The sequence below is a fragment of the Scytonema hankhaensis NUACC26 genome, assembly GCF_045865695.1.
Lineage (GTDB): Bacteria > Cyanobacteriota > Cyanobacteriia > Cyanobacteriales > Nostocaceae > Scytonema.
In genome coordinates this window covers 81,914-99,256 of sequence record NZ_BAACAP010000250.1, presented here as the reverse complement: position 1 = coordinate 99,256, position 17,343 = coordinate 81,914, and the positions used below count along the sequence as shown (strand labels likewise).

Sequence of the window (17,343 nt, the reverse complement as noted above, 5' to 3'; positions counted from 1 at the left end):
ACAATCGACTTAAACTACCATTTCATTCACCTGCTTTTCTTCGCACTGTTGCCGAAGTGGAATTTCTATGAGAAATTCTGCACCTTGACCTGGTGAGGAAACACAGAATAACTGTCCTTTGTGCTTTTCCTCTATAATCTGACGGCTGATTGATAACCCAAGACCCGTTCCTTTACCTATCGGTTTTGTAGTAAAGAACGGGCTAAACAGCTTACATCTCACTTCTTCTGGCATACCAGAACCATTATCTGTAATCCGAATTGTCACGCGATCGCTCTCTGATATTTCTGTGCGAATATAAATTTGGGGAGTTGGGGTTCGGTATTGTTGATTCCTAGTCGCTAGTCCCCAATCTCCAGTCCCTTCCAACGCATCAATTGCATTAGCTAGAAGATTCATAAAAACTTGATTGAGTAATCCGGCATAGCACTGTACCATCGGTAAATCGCTATAATCTTTAATCACTTCAATGGCAGGTCTGTGAGGTTGAGCTTTGAGACGGTGTTGCAGGATCATCAAATTCGTATCGATTCCTTCATGAATATCTTGCAGCGTCAGTTCGGATGAATCCTGTCTCGAAAAATTACGCAAATTGCGGATAATTTCCTTAATCCGGTCTGCCCCCACTTTTAATGATTTCAGCATTTTTGGCAAATCTTCTCGGAGAAACTCCAAGTCCATTGCTTCTATCTCGTCTTTAATGTCATTGACTGGGTTGGGATAGTGGAACTGGTATAGGTTAACGAGATGTAACAAATCTACAGTATAATTACTTGTATGAGACAGATTGGCAGTTATAAAGGTTACTGGATTATTAATTTCGTGAGCAATACCTGCTACCATTTGTCCTAAACTGCACAACTTTTCATTTTGTATGAGTTGTAGCTGTGTCTTTTGCAGTTGCTGCAATGTTGCTTCTAATTGTCTTGCTTTTTCCCTTTCTCTAGCTTCTGATTCCTGTAAAGCTTGATTTTTTTCCTCTAGTTCTTGAGAATGACTCTGCAAATGGCTATAAAGATTAGCATTTTCAATTGAGATAGCAACTTGCGTACACAGCAGCGATAAAACTTTGAGACGATCGCGTGTAAAAGCACCTTGAGTTATAGAATTTTCTAGATATAACACTCCCGTTAAATTATTTTGATAAATAATTGGCAAACAAAGAATTGATTGGGGTTGGTGCTTGAGAATATAGGGATCTTTATCGCATAAAGGCTCTTGAATTGTGTTATCAAAGACTAAAATTTCTTGATTGCTAGCAACCCATTCAATAATAGAAATAGGTAGATCGAGGCTTTCTTGAATAGGGATAGAAGGAATTAATACTGATTGCTCTGATTCTAGAGATCCTTTAGCAGCTAAAACTAATTTTCCTAATTTTTTTAAAACAAGTAACCCTCTTTGTGCTCCTGCATTTTCAATTAAAATATGCATTAACTTGTCTAATAACTTATTTAAACAAATTTCTTCTGAAATAGCACAAGAAACTTTTATTATAGTTGATAAATCTATAATATTTAAGGCTTCTTTAGCTGTTAATCTTGTCGTTTTATTAATTTGAAGCTGCTCGGAAGTAGAATCTAATTTTGGTACTTCGTCGTCTATACTTTGAGTAATACATGATTCGCTCAATAAATCTTTTTCTCCAATAATGAAACAGGAAATTTTACCTGTATTGGTAAATTGAGTTAAACAAAATTCTAAGTCGTATTTTAGCCCCAAAGCACTTTGATATCTATCTTCTGGATTTTTCGCTAGTAATTTCACAATAATCTCAGAAACTATCTCTGGAATTTCTAAGTTCATCTCATGAGGTGGAACTGGTTTTTTAGCAATGTGACAGTGAATGAGTTCCATTGGATCTGTTGCCACAAAAGGCAACTGACCAGTCAGCATTTCATAGAAGGTGACACCTAAGGAGTAATAGTCAGTCCGATAATCTATTTGACGATTCATTCTGCCAGTCTGTTCTGGCGACATATAGGCAAGAGTCCCTTCAAGGGTGTTTGTACTGCTAGTATTTGGATTGTCTGACGACCAACGAGTGGCGATCGCAAAATCTATAATTTTTGCTTGCTTAGTTTCTACATTAAGCAGAATATTTGAACTTTTTATATCTTTATGAATAATTTGATTTTTATGCAACTCTGATAAAGTGCATGCTAGTTGAATTGCTATTTCTAAAAAATCTCTTAATTCAAATTTTTGACATTCAATCAGCCGATCTAAGGATCGCCCGTCAAAATATTCTAGTATTAAAGATAGCTCATTATTATAGCTTTCTAAACTATATGGCTTAACAATTCCTTCTATATTTAAATCTTTAGCTATTTGATATTCATGTTTCAATAGAGTTAATTCTTCTAAGGAAGGGTGTTGGTTTTTATATGTTTTAATAATGACTTGTTTTTTATTATGTATAAACGCTCCTTTAAATATAACAGTATTACTACTGATGTAAATTTCGTCAATAATTTCGTAATTACTCAACTTGAGCATATTACTACACCTTTCCTCAATACTCAAGATGATATATTTTTTACCTCCAGTCGTTTTTTTAGCAGTGATCCCAATCACAGTTAATGCGTGTACTTCCAAGTACAGAAAAGCATTCCCAGGTGGGAGCCTGGGAACGAGGTAGGCATCATTTGCCAACAGCGTATGTAAAAGTTGTTGAGAACTCAGTTTTTCACATCCTAGTATAGGATTGCGATATCATGACCCAGAAACTAACGACAGAACAACTCACGCAGATCGTTGCTGAAGTAGAAAGGCTGCAAACACGTCGGGAAGCAGAAATTGAACCCGAACAAGTTAAGGAAATTTTACAAGAATTAGGTCTTGCTCCAGATTTACTTGATGAAGCATTGGTTCAAGTACGGCGTCGCCAAGCTTTGGAAGTACAGCAAAAACGCAATCGCACGATCGCGATTGGAGCGATCGCTGCTGTCATAATAGTCATTGTTGGTATTGTCTTTGCTATCCAACAGCAAAATTCTGCTCTTGCGAGAGTTGTCGCCCAAACAGACCGTATTACCCTTACAAGAGATAATGGTAGTGATTTGACAAGTATCTCCCGCCAGAACAACCCAGAACTCTTTTATCGCGTAACGTTAAAAGATGCACCATTAAATCAAAAATTGGATTTATCGTGCAATTGGATCGATCCTAGCGGTCAAATTGTCAAACAAAACCGCTATCAAACCCGTGAAATTGACAAATCTATCTGGAATACTCAATGTCGTTATAATCTAAATTCTACATCTACTCCAGGTCAATGGAAGGTACAAATGTTTCTCCAAAATCGTCAACTCAGCGAAGCCGTATTTGAAGTTAAATAATAGTATGGGTAATGCTGAGCAGGGAGAAAAAATTATTCAACCATTACAATTTATTGGATACTGGGGTTACGGCAAAAGATGTGAATTAGAAACCAGCCTTAGTGTTATTGAAAAAACGAGGATTCATTCCTACAAATTATCTCCTTTTGATTCCTTGAGCGAGAGCTATTCTCTTATTTGGAATGTTGCTTATATTGGTTTTTCAGAAGATTCTATTCCAAAGATTCATTTGCAGCCTCATCGCACAGAACAAATTGCCGCTCTATCAGCATCAGGAATATTAACTGACTTACCAGATATTTGGGTCAATTTACAGGAAAAAAATCGTTTAATTTTAGGGCGAGAACCTTTTGGGCGAGTGCCGTTGTACTGGACTCAACAAGGACAAGTTATTTGGTTTGCATCTCGTTTACAACTATTACTAATGATTATTGAAAAACCAGAAGTAAGCATTCCTGGTTTATACGGTTATAGTTGTTTTTCGTATGTTCCTAATCCTCTGACACCCGTGACTCAAGTATTTGCAGTTACCGCAGGAACTGAGTTAGTTTGGCAAAGTCAGTTAGAAGAGCGCAAACTATCAGCGCCGATTTCTCAACGCTTATTAGAATGGCGTGAAGCAAGCGTTCAACTAAAAGATGAAACAACGGTTGTCAAACAATTACAAACTCTTTTACAACAGAGCATCGAGCGTCAAATTTCTGACTTAAAAGATGAGCCTGTGGGAGTTTTTCTCTCTGGAGGATTGGATTCCTCTGTTGTAGCGGCGTTACTGGTACGAGCAGGGGTAAATGCGATCGCTTATACTCTAGATTTTGGCAGTGCAGGTATTCCAGAATATCCCTATGCTGAAATTGTCGCCCAGCACTTGAAAATTCCTTTGGTAAAAGTTGATGCTAGCCCGCGTCAAATCCAAAAAGCAATAATACCGACTGTGCGAGCGCTCGATTTACCTTTTGGAGATGGAGTCACGGTTCCCCTATTTCTTTTAGCACAAAAAGCTAGTCAAGAAACACAAGTCATTTTTAACGGTGAAGGTGGCGACCAGTTATTTGCTGGTTGGGCGAATAAGCCTTTGATAGCAGCAAGTGTTTACCAAACAGAAAATCCATCAAGAACGGAAACATTTATACAGCAATATCTCCGCACTTTCCACCGTCTTTGGGGTTACGAAGCTCAAATTTATCAGCCGCATATTTACGAGCAGATACAAAATTTACACCCAGAAGACTGGATTTCAGAAGCCCTCAACCCTAACTATTGTACAGCCATCCTCCATCGACTCCGGCGTGCTAGCTTGATGTTAAAAGGAGCGCAAAATATACATCCACGTGCGACGGCTTTAGGGTTTGCTCGCAAGTTGTTTGTGCGATCGCCTTTTTGTGACTTACCATTGGCAGAGTGGACATTTCAAATTTCTGGAGAACTCTACTTGCAGGGAGTATGCGAGAAATATATCCTCAAGAGAGCCGTGGAAAATTGGCTACCGCCAGAAATTGTTTGGCGACAAAAGCGAGGTATGGGGGTTCCCTTAACTTCTTGGTGTTTAAACGAGTTCTGGTACGAACTTGGTAAGTGGTTAAATCCAGGCAAACTTCATGCTGAAAATCGCTTTTCCCCTCATCTAGCATCGCAAATTGCTGCTGGTCAGTTGGGAGGTTCTATTCAAGGTCGTTTTATTGGTGAGATTTTGTGGTTGTTGATTGTGTGGCAACTTTGGCGAGAACACGTTTTTGGAGAAGAAGCAAGCCAACAATCTTTTGACCATCCATTTTGGCTTCCAAAACAGCTATGGAGACTTCAAAAAAAATGGCAAGCGTAAAATCAGCTCGTCTCCCTTTTTCCCTAGAACTGGCTCAAGAGTTGCTGAGTACCTACGGCTCACCACTTTACGTTTACCAAGCTAACATCTTAGAGCAAACCATCAAGTGCATCACCCAAGCTTTTCCCTATCCTCGTACCCAATTTCACTTCGCTAGCGTCACCAATGGAAACATTTCTCTGCTGCAAATCTTTCGCGCTGCTGGTTGGGGACTGCACGCCAATACTCCTGGAGATATTTATCTCGGATTACAAGCTGGTTTTGCGCCGGAACAAATTATTTACAGTGGCAGTAATTTGAATTCCATGGAGATGGAACAGGTTTTGAATTGGGGCGTAACAACCCTTAATTTAGATAGTATTGCTCAGTTGCAAATGTGCTTGCTGCCCAGTCTATCAATCATCTCTCACTCCCTCACTCCGCCTTGGTTTGCGTCTCAATCTACCGGAAATAACAGGTGATAGCCGCATTGGGGTACGTCCAGAAGAATTTTCCGATGCGATCGCTCTTACCCATCAAGTAGGATTAAAATTGAGTGGTTTGCATTTCTACCGAGGTACGGGTACGAATGCGACAGAAGCTTTTACCAACGTCATTGATAAGGTTATTGCCACAGCACAACTTTTACCAGATTGGGAATATTTAGATTTTGGTGGCGGTTTTGGCTACCCATACTATCATAGCGGTGCAGCTTTTAACTGGCCAAGTTTCGGTACAGAGTTAAGCAATAGAATCAGTCATTTAGGAAGAGATATTGAGTTAGTCATTGAACCCGGACGTGCAGCAGTTGCAGGATGTGCCACAATGCTTGCCAAAGTTGTTTCTGTAAAATGGCATTCAGAAAAACAAATTATTGGAGTCGATACCACCGTTGCAAATCTCTCCGTTCCTGCAGTACACGGAGGTTATCGGGAAATTGTCGCTTGGAAAAATGGAGAGAATTGCACACTACTTTCTGAATCCAAAACTTACCTTACAGACATCTGTGGAAACACAACCTATTCACGAGATTATTTGGGCAAAAACTGCCATCTTCTAGCATTAGAAATTGGAGATATTATCGGCATTTTAGATGTCGGTGCTTATGGTTATGCTATGTCCTCACATTTTTTACATCGTCCCAAACCAGCCGAGGTTTTGTTAGAAAATGGCACGCATCGTTTAATTCGCAAACGCGAAGACTACAGCGTGTTGTTGAGCAATCAGCTATTTCATTAGTAAAAACTTCAAGAAATCGATACCTCTCTCCTCTTACCTCTGCGTACTCTGCGTCTCTGCGGTTTAAAAATAATTTATTTAACCGTAGAGGCGCAGAGAGCACAGAGAAAAAGACGAGAAATTGCTACCTGAATCCCAATTTTATGAGTTACCGAATGCCCATTTCACAAATAAAATATAATTGTTATAAAATTTATAACTTTAGGAGCAAAAATCTCCCATGAAATGTATTCAATGTGGCACTGATAACACACTCAAAGATAGGACAGCCAATTATGGGCGTTGTAAAAACTGTTCTCATCCATTTACTTTTGAACCCACAAGTATGATTGGGGTTAAATTGACCGATCCTTTTTTTGCTAAAGCTATTACAGATATTTCTGCAGACAATACACTTTTTTTTACAGAGAAGCAGTTTTTTTATCTCCTTAATAAAAAATTGCAAAAGAAGAACCAAGTTTCATGGGGATTTTTGTGGATAGTTTTCGTTGTAGCAAGTTTTTCTTTCTTTGGATATTTAGGATTATCTGCATTACTCTTCGTCTTTTTATTCACTCAAATGCGATCGCTCAAGCGTTCTTATTCACACCGTAAGAACTCAGCAAAATATTTAATTATCTTGGGAGGTATTACTTTAGTAGGAGGTATCCTTTTTAGTTTAGCTATTAATTCTTTTAGTTCATTTGTAGGTAGCGTAGTTTTAGGAATGTTAGCAATTTACCTGGGAACTAGCGAAACGAAGCGCTCGGCTACTGTCAACCAAAAATTACTGATTAACAATAACCAACTTGAGGAATGGCTAACATCTTGGGAACGGGTTAACAATCAAATTGATAAGGTTTTACCTGCTCCTCAACAACAAAGTACACCGATCGCGTCGCGAAGCGCAAGCTGTACCCAGCTTATCGCTCCTGACGTGACTGCTTATAGTTTTGATAGGTTAGTGGTGTGCGATCGTGCAGAAGTTGCTCAAATGTTAATTGCCAATGACTTTCATTTTGAAAATAACTGCGCCATCCTCAGTATTACTGGCTATCCCCAAAATATTTTTGATACTACCATGCAAATGCTACGCCGTAACCCCGATTTAAAAGTGTATGCATTACATGATTGTAGCCCCACGGGTATGGATGTGTTGAATCAACTTCGCACCAGTCCACAGTGGTTTAGAGATAGCAATGTCACGATTATTGATGTGGGATTATTACCACGCCAAATCATTGCTGCAAGTCGCGTGATGTTCATTCAAACTTCTTCAGAATCGGCAGAAGCAGCTAAACAACTTTTACCAGAAATTCGTGCCACTTTATCAACAGATGAATTGGAATGGTTAGAAGCTGGTAACTTTGTAGAGTTGGAATCCTTTAGTCCTCAAAAATTGATTCAAATTCTTAATAAGAGTATAGCGAACAGTCGAACTTTAAACAGTGATGACAGCAGCTTGTTTCTTGTTGATGACACGGGAAGTTCTATGTATGTTTCTGAAAGCTTTGGTTAAGAAGCTCATGTCAAACTGATTCGGCTGCAAACGTAAGTACGCTCCATAACACTTCTAGACTACGATTGAAATGGCGCTCTCCAGTTTTCTAGATGAAGAAGCATTTAGCTTTGAGGACTGTCTACTTGCTCAACGTCTGAAAGATCCGGAGCGCTAGGTTTGCTGTAATTGACAACTAAAACTGTTTGGGAACTCATGATGAGTTACATTTAGTGCCGGGTGCTAACGACCGTATTTGTTTCAATAAGCTATAATATTGTAGAAACAGATAATTTCTAATTTCCCCAGCAATTATTGATTAATTTATATCCGAACCAAGCGAAAGGCAAGCAACATGAACACAAGTCACACGAGCAGGAGCAGTGTGCTGTCAACGGTGAACTCCGTTCTTTGGCGATCGCTCAAGACGCTGTGGCTCATGAGTTTTTCCATGGATTGACCTCTCAAATTATTGGGTTTTACGGATTTGTATATTCAGAAGAGTCAGGAGCACTTGATGAATCCTACGCGGACATTTTTGCCATTCTCGTTTCTAATTTCCACAACACTGATATTGGGCAATGGAAATGGGAGATAGGAAGGGGTCTTGGTAAAGGAGGTAGCGCAATACGGGATTTGAGCAATCCTCGTAGGTACAACCAGCCAGAGCACTGGAATGATTATCGAGAATTGCCCATGAGTGAGTTACCTAACATATACAATGATTGGGGTTGGGTTCACGATAACAGCGGAATTCATAACAAGGCAGCTTACAATTTACTGATTTCCCAGAACGATCGAGGAAAGTACCTCTTAGATGCTACTTCCGCAGCAAAACTTTTTTATCAGGCGTTGAGCGAGCTATCTAATACCTCTACCTTTAGCGATAGCCGCCATGCTCTTGAGCAGAGTGCAAAAACCTTTTTAAGAAAGGCTCGAAAAATTTCCAACTCCGTTGAAATTGGAAGGTGGGAAAATATTGTTGGCAGAATCTCTGAGGCGTTTGACAACGTGGGAATTCAGTAAGTATAATGAAACGCTTATTACTTTTGATTCACCTACAACCAAATTTCTAAACTTAAATTAAATCCTCATTTTATTTGAATATTCGGAAGTTTGGGGCGTGTAAAAACTCACTTTATATTTTACCTATCAGCAGAAAAGTAAATAGCTGGTACACATTATGTCAAAATGTTGGAGTTCACCCATATAACTTTTCAATACGGTAAGGTTTGGAGCTAAGGAATAGGTGGAGTTGAACTGCCACAGGTGAAGGGTTTAAATTTGTGGTGGCGGTGGAATTTTAAATTTGGGTCTCAAGATTTAACGGGCGTTTTAAACACGTGTTTATAGCTTAGGTAGATTAGCTGGGAGTTCTAAAAGTTTATGTGATTGTTACTCCGATTTTCCTGCTTATATAGAGGTGTGAGTAGCAACGGAAAGAAAACTGGGATAAGAAAATAAACTCAAAAATATTGGCAAAATTCTTACCATATTTCAATTGGTACAGGTTTCTCCGTGGCGATCGCTTGGGTTGAAAGCGGCTCATCAAATCCAAGCGCGTAATTTTCTGTACGATGCTTATTTCACCTCAGATACAGAAGAAGGCTGCCCGCTAGTGCCTGTTCGCTCTCGCGTGTGGTTAGGTTTTTGGGGTAGACGATGGGTTTTTATCTGCAAGAATAAACCCAACGCTAGTGCGCTTTTAGATGTCATTGAGGAGTTTGATTTTGTGTACTATTCCAATTTCTCTTTGTTTATTGCTAGATTAAGGGCACATATTGATTTTGAGAAGGAAGCGGATAAACAACTTTATTTGAAGCGGCTTAAAAACTTAACCCAAGATTTCTACCCCCTAGACTTTGATCAGGTGATTTTTGATTACGTAGATAAAATTTTAAACGGTAGCGACTGGGAAGATGCTTGCCAGATTGCGACCGCCCTGCTTAATAAGTGCGACTCTTTTTTAACGTGCGATCGGGCTATCAAAGGAGGGTATGGAAATTTGCTTAACATTAGGTATGTTGCTAAAAAGTGAACTTCTTGTCTGCATTATTAATTCCTTTTTATGACCATAAACCCTTAAATTGGGTTGAAAAAGGTGCTGGGGAAATGTACCTAGTTTGTCAAGTAGAAACCGTTATCGCTGGTGTCTGTAAATGGCGAGTACAAATAAAGGTGATTAAGTGTACTCTTTCAACATCTTGTGTTTGGGCAATTTCTAATTTAGTTAGTAAAATAAAGATAGCCAAAAAGCAGAGCTTAGAGCAGATTAATGGGTTGATGATAAGTTTTTTATGGCTTAGTAAAGGGGTTAAACGTAGGTGCGTAACTTATATTAAGGGCAAACTTCCCTTGAACGTTCCGCTTCAACATTAGTCATCACCGTGTATTACACCGTAAGTTTAACGTTAAAGGGTTGAAGGTTTGAATGTCATCTTATGTATTACACTTACACTCAAGCTGCCATGTAATACACGGTTCACCTCTCAAGGCTTTTGCCAAGTATTACACGGGTTAGGCTTTAGGCGCTCCACAATTCTTTTGTTTCCTTACCCAGTCCGGCATTAATTCCTCTCTCTTCCAAAATGAGCGAACGTACAGTTAAGGACTGTCTACTTGCTCAACGTCTGAAAGATCGGGAGCATTAGGTTTGCTGTTGCAGTATTGGTCGTGTGTTTTAAACTAGAACTACCATCGTAAAAACTTGAGTAATGACACAAACTACATTTAAGGTTCAAGCATTTTGGGATGCAGAAGCGAAAGTTTGGGTTGCAACTAGCGAGGACATACCTGGGTTGGCAACAGAGGCTTCTACGATTGAGGCTCTTACACAAAAGCTCCGAGAAATGATACCAGAACTTATCCTTCTCAATAACATTGTATCTTCTGGGTATGCAGGTTCCATCAGCTTTGAATTAACCAGCCATCGTCAAGAGTTGATAGAGGTAGCTTCATAGATGGGTGTGTCGTTTACTCCTCAGTTAAAAAAGATTCTTTTAGAAGGGAGTTGCTATTTTGAACGGCAAGGAAAAGGCGACCATGAAATTTGGTACAGCCCAATTACAGATAGGCGGTTTGTGGTGGATGCTTCTATCAAGTCTCGCCATACAGCGAACGCAGTTTTGAAACAAGCAGGACTGCCGAAAGTATTTTAATTTTTTAACCGGAAACTGGTGGTCTATCTCACTTCATCCAACATCCTATTGCAAGACTTAATTTTTATTAACTGCTCCAAAAGTTTGAGCAATGTTTTTCAAAGTACGAAACAGCTTATACGGTAGGTCAGGAAAAGTTTGAAACTCAAACCTTTGGTAAAACCTCACCGCCTCATCGTCGATTGCCTCTACCACCACTGCAAAGCAACCAGTCGTTTTACTGACTCCCAGACTTCTATATAAAGCATCCATAATCAACAACTTCCCCCAACCATATCCCCTGTAATCAAGAGCTACCGCCAATCTCCCAATTAAAGTCACGCCAACAAGCGGATATTTAGGCAACTTTGTAGCGATACTTTGGGGTAGTGATTCGAGATTGATGCTACTCATGGATAGGGTATAGTAGCCAATAATTTTTTGGCGTTCTCGGTCAAAGATAACGTAGGGAATAGCAATATTTCTCTTTTTATCTTGGGTGGCGATGGAATGCAAGTATCGATCCAGTTGTTCGTTTCTACAGTTAAAAGCCTCTCGATTGTGATGGCTTTCGAGGGTTTCTATGCAAAAATCAACAGATCCTGGGGTTAACACTAATTTTTAAACGATTTATTCATAATTTGCTTGTACCATTGGGCATCAGTATTAGCCTGCTCAGAGGGAATGGGGGGGTTTAACAAAGCCTCGGCAAAGGTGGCGCGATCGCGCTCGGTTAATTCCAGAAATTCATGATCCTTGATGATTTGTGTAGCCGCTTCAGCCAGAACTGCCACCATGAACTCAGTCAAGTTCTGTCCACGCAAACAGGCAGCCCTCTCCATCAGTTGCTTTTGCTCTTCTGTTACACGAGCCTCTAACCGAGCATTTTTCCGAATTTTCTTAGCTTTGGTTGAGCCTGTACTTAGTTCCCTGCTCATGATTGATAAAATTACGTGCTTTAGAAATATTCTAACCTATAGTACGCGATACAGCCGTACATTATTTCCATCTGGGGTGGAACTAGCCAAAGTTAGGTTACAGCCGCAAACTCCTTCTCAATAAAATTTATCCGTTAAAAGTCTTGTTTTGCCTGTTTTTCGGTAATTGTTTTATTTATAGGAATGTAAACCGCAAAAAATCCCTCCATTCTTATGATTGTAAAAATCCAAATCGAAAAAGATAAATTACAGGCATTCCCTAGTATAAAGATAAATCAAGAAACAGAAAACGAAAAAGTTTTCTGTTCTCATTGTCAGCGTACAGCTACCAACGGTATTAAATGTAAAGGAATTTGTGTGGCTGATAATGAATATTAAGGGAGAAATTTTAAACAGTTGTTAAATCGCTCGCCTCTCTTAGTCTTGAGTGGAAACTATTTCTTAAATTTGTTTACAAATCTCATTAGCTTTATCTACCAAAAGTAGGAAGTAGGCGGATGTAAGAATCATCACAATTGAAATTAACATTTTCTTTTGAAGTGTTTAGCTATAAAGACTCGAACAAATTTTAGAAGAAGGAGAAAGTCATGCAGAATGATAAGGATTTTACTTCCTCTAAAACTGAAATAACCTTGCAAAAGGGAGATTCAGGTACTGCTGTAACTCAATTGAAGGAGCTATTGAACGCTCAGGGTTCTAGCTTGCCTACAGATGGTGTTTTTGACTCAGCAACTCTTTCAGCAGTCATTTCATTTCAGCAGAAGCATGGATTGCCTGTAAATGGAGTTATCGATTCTCAAACTTGGACAGTTCTCCAACATGTTACACTCTCATAAAAACATAGTTTGTGAATTAGGTTATTTATCAAACATCAGATAAAGGTTTCTCCCTGAGACAGGGGGAAATATTAACAGGTGTAGTTCAGTATAATCCTGTTATTGATGATATATCGCTAGAGTTACAAGAGTTATCTTTTACGGCTATTATTCATCCGTATGTAATAGTTATTACACAAGATTGCGATCTTGAATGGGATTGTAAAGCAAGAGGAATGAACGACAAAAATTCAGGCAAGCTCCTAAATTCGGTTGTTTTATGTGAAATTGACACGGCACAGGCAATTAGAGATACAGGTTCCATAGAGCAGTTCAAGGAGAAGGAATAAAAATTATATGCGGGTTTTAGAAACCGAGCTATGATTATCTAGGTCAGTCTCGTTCTTTCTTGTGCCAACAAAACTCTACGGAACTACGTTTAGAAGATCGATGTCAACTAAAGGAAGACATATTTTTGTGGTTTTTACTTTCCGCAAAAATGTAGATGAAAATCTGATTAGACCAATCAGCGCTCGTTATATGCACGATAAAGAGGTGCAACAGTATGAAAAAAATCTTGCCCAAAATGACAACAGATGAAGAAGCAGAAAGCTTGCTAGATCAAGATTTATCTGACTATCTTCATGAAGACAATTTCAAATTTGTAAATTTTGAATTTCAACCTAAATCGAAAACAGTAAACTTGCGAGTATCTGAAGAATTACTAGAAAAAGTTAAAACTGTTTCCAAAAAAGAGGGGATACCTTATCAAAGGTATATCCGAAGAGCAATAGAACGCTCTTTAGGTGAATAATCAATGTTAATAAACACAGTTAGCTGATTTCTTAGTAAAAAGACACTGAATGATTAGTTGACGTTCCAGTGTCTTTTTACTTTTATGTCAAAGATAACGTAGGGAATCGCAATATTTCTCTTTTTATCTTGGGTGGCGATGGAATGCAAGTATCGATCCAGTTGTTCGTTTCTACAGTTAAAAGCCTCTCGATTGTGATGGCTTTCGAGGGTTTCTATGCAAAAATCAACAGATTCTGGGGTTAACACTAATTTTTAAACGAATTATTCATGATTTGCTTGTACCATTGGGCATCAGCATTAGCCTGCTCAGAGGGAATGGGGGGGTTTAACAAAGCCTCGGCAAAGGTGGCGCGATCGCGCTCGGTTAATTCCAGAAATTCATGATCCTTGATGATTTGTGTAGCCGCTTCAGCCAGAACTGCCACCATGAACTCAGTCAAGTTCTGTCCACGCAAACAGGCAGCCCTCTCCATCAGTTGCTTTTGCTCTTCTGTTACACGAGCCTCTAACCGAGCATTTTTCCGAATTTTCTTAGCTTTGGTTGAGCCTGTACTTAGTTCCCTACTCATGATTGATAAAATTACGTGCTTTAGAAATATTATGACTATTTATTTGATGTGACGGCGGTTGCCAAGAAGTATTTAATTGATGTCTACACATTATTAAAATTTACTAATAATAGTTCTATTTACTCGTTTGAACAAATTCCAGAGCCAAATTATCTCCAAAAGTACTTAAATTTAATTCATAATTTTGAATATGGAGTTACCTATAAATACAATTGTCTTGCAGCCAGCTTTTATACCAAGGATAAATTTATTGTTAATGAGGATTCAATAGTTGCAGAAGAAGACATAAATCGTCTCCGAGCAGTTTCGGAAATGTTGGAAAAATACGGCAGTAATCTGGAAAATAAAATTGCAATCGACTTTGCTAGATTTTGGTGTCTCCTTTATTTCCTGATACTACTTTCATTTTTTGTTTTGTCTGTTCAATTGATTCGTCAGCCTGATGGATGGAATCTGGTTGAACCAGTTGTTTTCGTAATAACAACTAGTTGGTTTTTGTTGAATTACTTACTGCAAGTTATATTTGTCGGAAGAGTTGTGTCCCTCGAGCCTCTACAACTTTTTCCTGCTCTAAAAAGTTGGAAGGAGCAACGTCTAAAAAAATTTAGATCGAGTAGAATGAACAGGGTTTTGTAATTAAGTTTTGTGGGCGAATGCCCCGATTACCACAAACTTTTGTTTTGGGAAAATTTTCCGAAAACCCACTGTCTTCCTGGAAAACCTATAGTTAAGCCTCCGGATTGGCAACCGGAATGCGTTAGCTGTCACGCAAATGCTTCTGAGGTGGCAAATTTCATCAAAAATGTACTCAATCACGTTCCACCAGATGGAACGCCACCAACGTATATATCTATAATGAAGTGCTTGTTACTTTTGATTCACCTGCAACCAAATTTCTAAACTAACAAGCAACCAAAGCTTTATGCCATAACGACTCCAAGTGTCTCCTTGATAGTTTAGCCAATTGCGGATTGGCAACTGGTTCAAATAAGGAGCACTTGCAGCATTGCGACTCAGCAATAAATTTTTGGCTTCTCGCTGCCAATATTTACGAAATCCTAACTGTACTGGAACCATCATCCCACTTTTAGGACGATGAATAATTGCAGGAGGTAAAAGCTCTGCGATCGCTCCTTTAAGCACGGCTTTTTCTTCCACTCCAGAAAGCTTGTACTCTGGAGGAATTTCCATGCTTAACTCTACAACTCGCTGGTCAAAAAGAGGAGAACGAGCTTGCAAAAGAGCAGCTTGAGTCAAGTTATTAACTTTAGTAAGAATTTGGTCAGCACCTTTAAATTTAATGTTTAATGCCATCAAACGATTGAGATAGCTGGCTTGAGAATATAAATCTTCTTCAAAAACCCAAGGAGTTGTTTGTACTGCTGTCCAAACTTCTGGTTTTAAAAGTTGTGGCAGAGCGGTAGCACACTTTTGAAAGGAAATTAAATACGCTTGTAATGCATCTTGATTGGTGACAGAGCCATATAAATTATTAATTAGCATGGGCTGATTTTTTGGACCACCAAAACAAGGATCTCCACCCTCACCATTTAACAGCACCTGCACGCTTTCTCTCGCTAGTCGTCCTAACAAAAGATTGGGAACAGTCAGAGGATCGCCGATGGGATCGTCTAAATACGCCATTGTTTCCGGTAGGCGTTCCCACATATCTCGAAAGGTAATTTCTAGAATGTGATGTTGTGTCTGGCAATGTGTTGCAACAAGGCTGGAAAACTCTAACTCATTGGGACATTCCGAGCCAAAATGAATGGAGAAGGTGTGGACTGGGGAATGGTGAAATTCTGCGGCTAAAGCGGTGATGCTGCTAGAGTCCAAACCACCAGAAAGAAAAACGCCAACGGGTTCATTTTCTGGTGGTAGATATTCTCGAACAACTTGGTCTAGCAGTTGTCGCAAGCGATCGCTATGCCATACTAAAGGTTTATCTATTGCTGTAATCTTTTCTTGCAGCTGCCAATATGCTTGAACCTTACACTCAGGCAATTGTAAAACAGTTCCCGGACGTAGTTCCCGTACCTGTTGCCAAAGGGTTCTCTCTCCAGGAACAAAGGCGCAACAAAGATAATCGCGCAAAGCCACCAAATCTAAATCGGATGAACGGTGGGGTGCTAAAGTTCTCAATTGAGGAGCAATCCAACGAACCGAACCAGTGGTGGTGTAGTAGAGAGTACGAGCACCAACGCGATCGCGTACCAACCACAACACCTGTTTTTCTCTATCCCAAATCACTAGAGCAAACATCCCCACAAGTTGGTTGAGACACTCTGAACCCCATCTTTCCCAAAGGTTAGCAACTAGTTGCAGTGAATTTAGCCCAAAGTTATTTGATTCAATTCCTAAGTTTTGTAGTAATTGTGCTTGGTTAGTTAACCAGATATCACCAACAACAACAAATCGTCCTTCCCCCGCGAGCGCAAATTTCTCTGTCAAAACTCCAGAAGCTGTACGCGGTAAAAACACAGCAACCTTTTCATCTCGCCAAGCTATATCTTCATAATTTGCATCAACTATTCCCCAAGCTACTCGCCAGCTTGGGTCTGGGTTGAAAAATGGTATTTTAGATTTGCGGCTTTTATACATTTGGCATACTTCCAAGTAGAGGTAGTAAGCGAACCTAGCTAGAAAATGGGGAACTCGGGGTTCCCTCTGGGGATAAGGGGTAATGGGGATTGGCGATGGGGGACCAGTTTAATTATTTATGAACAAGAATCAGAGGTGATTATCAAATGGCAAAAGTAGACCAATATCGAGAATATATTCAAAAACTATTAACGGATTTTAGTAATTATAAAAGTATAAATGAAGAAGTAGAAGCGCAAACAATTTTTGATAGAGAACACGACCATTATCAATTAGTTCATGTAGGTTGGCGCAATAAGCGACGAGTATATGGTTGCGTGCTGCATTTAGATATTAAGGATGATAAAATTTGGATTCAGCATGATGGGACGGAAATTGGTATTGCAGGTGAATTGGAAGCTTTAGGTGTGCCGAAACAAGATATTGTTTTGGGTTTTCATGCTCCTTATAAACGTAAGTTTACTGATTATGCCGTAGGGTGATTTTTGTTAGCCCTGTTAAGGTGGATAAAAACTTCAGGAAATTAATAGCTCTCTCTTCTTACCTCTGCGTACTCTGCGTCTCGGCGGTTAAATACATTACTTTAGAACCGCAGAGGCGCACCAGAGC

18 protein-coding genes and 1 pseudogene are annotated in these 17,343 nt (G+C 39.4%); 14 read left to right on the top strand and 5 right to left on the bottom strand.

All coding sequences use genetic code 11. The features are described 5' to 3' along the window. Positions 1-9 precede the first annotated feature (9 nt). The gene (locus ACKTT2_RS47160) at positions 10-2,577 is read right to left on the bottom strand and encodes a protein kinase domain-containing protein (RefSeq protein WP_407899798.1); all 2,568 of its coding nucleotides are present in this window, start codon (positions 2,575-2,577) and stop codon (positions 10-12) included. Between the two features lie 140 nt (positions 2,578-2,717). Here ACKTT2_RS47160 and ACKTT2_RS47155 point away from each other — a divergent pair, with 140 nt between their 5' ends. The 9 genes and pseudogenes from ACKTT2_RS47155 (at position 2,718) to ACKTT2_RS47115 (ending at position 11,016) form a co-directional block, all read left to right on the top strand. Beyond that, positions 2,718-3,341: a DUF3859 domain-containing protein gene (locus ACKTT2_RS47155; RefSeq protein WP_407899796.1), complete on the top strand. Its 624-nt coding sequence runs from the start codon at positions 2,718-2,720 to the stop codon at positions 3,339-3,341. Between the two features lie 4 nt (positions 3,342-3,345). Next, a complete protein-coding gene (locus ACKTT2_RS47150; protein ID WP_407899794.1) occupies positions 3,346-5,163 on the top strand; it encodes an asparagine synthetase B family protein in 1,818 nt (605 codons plus the stop codon). Continuing rightward, positions 5,151-6,381 (top strand): annotated as a pseudogene (locus ACKTT2_RS47145) (diaminopimelate decarboxylase family protein). The gene ACKTT2_RS47150 and the pseudogene ACKTT2_RS47145 overlap by 13 nt, the downstream one beginning before the upstream one ends. A gap of 325 nt (positions 6,382-6,706) precedes the next feature. Further along, a complete protein-coding gene (locus ACKTT2_RS47140) occupies positions 6,707-7,879 on the top strand; it encodes a toprim domain-containing protein (protein ID WP_407899791.1) in 1,173 nt (390 codons plus the stop codon). 294 nt (positions 7,880-8,173) lie between these two features. Beyond that, entirely contained in the window at positions 8,174-8,884 is a 711-nt protein-coding gene (locus ACKTT2_RS47135) for a M4 family metallopeptidase (RefSeq protein WP_407899789.1), read from the top strand. A 508-nt stretch (positions 8,885-9,392) separates the two neighbouring features. Beyond that, positions 9,393-9,896 carry a hypothetical protein gene (locus ACKTT2_RS47130; RefSeq protein ID WP_407899787.1) on the top strand — a complete coding sequence of 168 codons (504 nt, stop codon included), beginning with the start codon at positions 9,393-9,395 and terminating at the stop codon, positions 9,894-9,896. 5 nt (positions 9,897-9,901) lie between these two features. Further along, the gene (locus ACKTT2_RS47125) at positions 9,902-10,237 is read left to right on the top strand and encodes a hypothetical protein (RefSeq protein ID WP_407899785.1); all 336 of its coding nucleotides are present in this window, start codon (positions 9,902-9,904) and stop codon (positions 10,235-10,237) included. A gap of 335 nt (positions 10,238-10,572) precedes the next feature. After that, positions 10,573-10,818 (top strand): DUF1902 domain-containing protein, encoded by a 246-nt coding sequence (locus ACKTT2_RS47120; protein ID WP_407899783.1) that lies wholly within the window; start codon positions 10,573-10,575, stop codon positions 10,816-10,818. Continuing rightward, a complete protein-coding gene (locus tag ACKTT2_RS47115) occupies positions 10,819-11,016 on the top strand; it encodes a type II toxin-antitoxin system HicA family toxin (protein ID WP_407899781.1) in 198 nt (65 codons plus the stop codon). A 57-nt stretch (positions 11,017-11,073) separates the two neighbouring features. Here ACKTT2_RS47115 and ACKTT2_RS47110 read toward each other — a convergent pair whose 3' ends face one another. Further along, positions 11,074-11,610, bottom strand: a complete 537-nt coding sequence (locus ACKTT2_RS47110; protein ID WP_407899779.1) for a GNAT family N-acetyltransferase — start codon at positions 11,608-11,610, stop codon at positions 11,074-11,076. Then, positions 11,610-11,933, bottom strand: coding sequence for a type II toxin-antitoxin system TacA family antitoxin (locus tag ACKTT2_RS47105; RefSeq protein ID WP_407899777.1), 324 nt, complete (start codon positions 11,931-11,933; stop codon positions 11,610-11,612). Before ACKTT2_RS47105 ends, ACKTT2_RS47110 begins: the two co-directional genes overlap by 1 nt. Before the next feature lie 213 nt (positions 11,934-12,146). Between ACKTT2_RS47105 and ACKTT2_RS47100 the strand changes: the two genes are divergently transcribed. The 3 genes from ACKTT2_RS47100 (at position 12,147) to ACKTT2_RS47090 (ending at position 13,562) form a co-directional block, all read left to right on the top strand. Then, the gene (locus ACKTT2_RS47100) at positions 12,147-12,311 is read left to right on the top strand and encodes a DUF8639 family protein (RefSeq protein WP_407899775.1); all 165 of its coding nucleotides are present in this window, start codon (positions 12,147-12,149) and stop codon (positions 12,309-12,311) included. A 209-nt stretch (positions 12,312-12,520) separates the two neighbouring features. After that, positions 12,521-12,769: a peptidoglycan-binding domain-containing protein gene (locus ACKTT2_RS47095; RefSeq protein ID WP_407899773.1), complete on the top strand. Its 249-nt coding sequence runs from the start codon at positions 12,521-12,523 to the stop codon at positions 12,767-12,769. Positions 12,770-13,313: 544 nt separating this feature from the next. After that, positions 13,314-13,562, top strand: a complete 249-nt coding sequence (locus ACKTT2_RS47090) for a CopG family antitoxin (RefSeq protein ID WP_407899771.1) — start codon at positions 13,314-13,316, stop codon at positions 13,560-13,562. A gap of 247 nt (positions 13,563-13,809) precedes the next feature. Here the strand turns inward: ACKTT2_RS47090 and ACKTT2_RS47085 are convergent, their stop codons facing one another. Beyond that, a complete protein-coding gene (locus ACKTT2_RS47085; protein ID WP_407899769.1) occupies positions 13,810-14,133 on the bottom strand; it encodes a type II toxin-antitoxin system TacA family antitoxin in 324 nt (107 codons plus the stop codon). 48 nt (positions 14,134-14,181) lie between these two features. Between ACKTT2_RS47085 and ACKTT2_RS47080 the strand changes: the two genes are divergently transcribed. Then, positions 14,182-14,769, top strand: a complete 588-nt coding sequence (locus tag ACKTT2_RS47080; RefSeq protein ID WP_407899767.1) for a hypothetical protein — start codon at positions 14,182-14,184, stop codon at positions 14,767-14,769. Positions 14,770-15,000: 231 nt separating this feature from the next. On the opposite strand, the gene ACKTT2_RS47075 is transcribed toward ACKTT2_RS47080, so the two are convergent. After that, the gene (locus ACKTT2_RS47075; protein WP_407899765.1) at positions 15,001-16,734 is read right to left on the bottom strand and encodes an asparagine synthetase B family protein; all 1,734 of its coding nucleotides are present in this window, start codon (positions 16,732-16,734) and stop codon (positions 15,001-15,003) included. Between the two features lie 146 nt (positions 16,735-16,880). Between ACKTT2_RS47075 and ACKTT2_RS47070 the strand changes: the two genes are divergently transcribed. Then, on the top strand, positions 16,881-17,216 hold the full coding sequence (locus tag ACKTT2_RS47070) for a XisI protein (protein ID WP_407899763.1): 336 nt from the start codon (positions 16,881-16,883) through the stop codon (positions 17,214-17,216). Positions 17,217-17,343 lie beyond the last annotated feature (127 nt).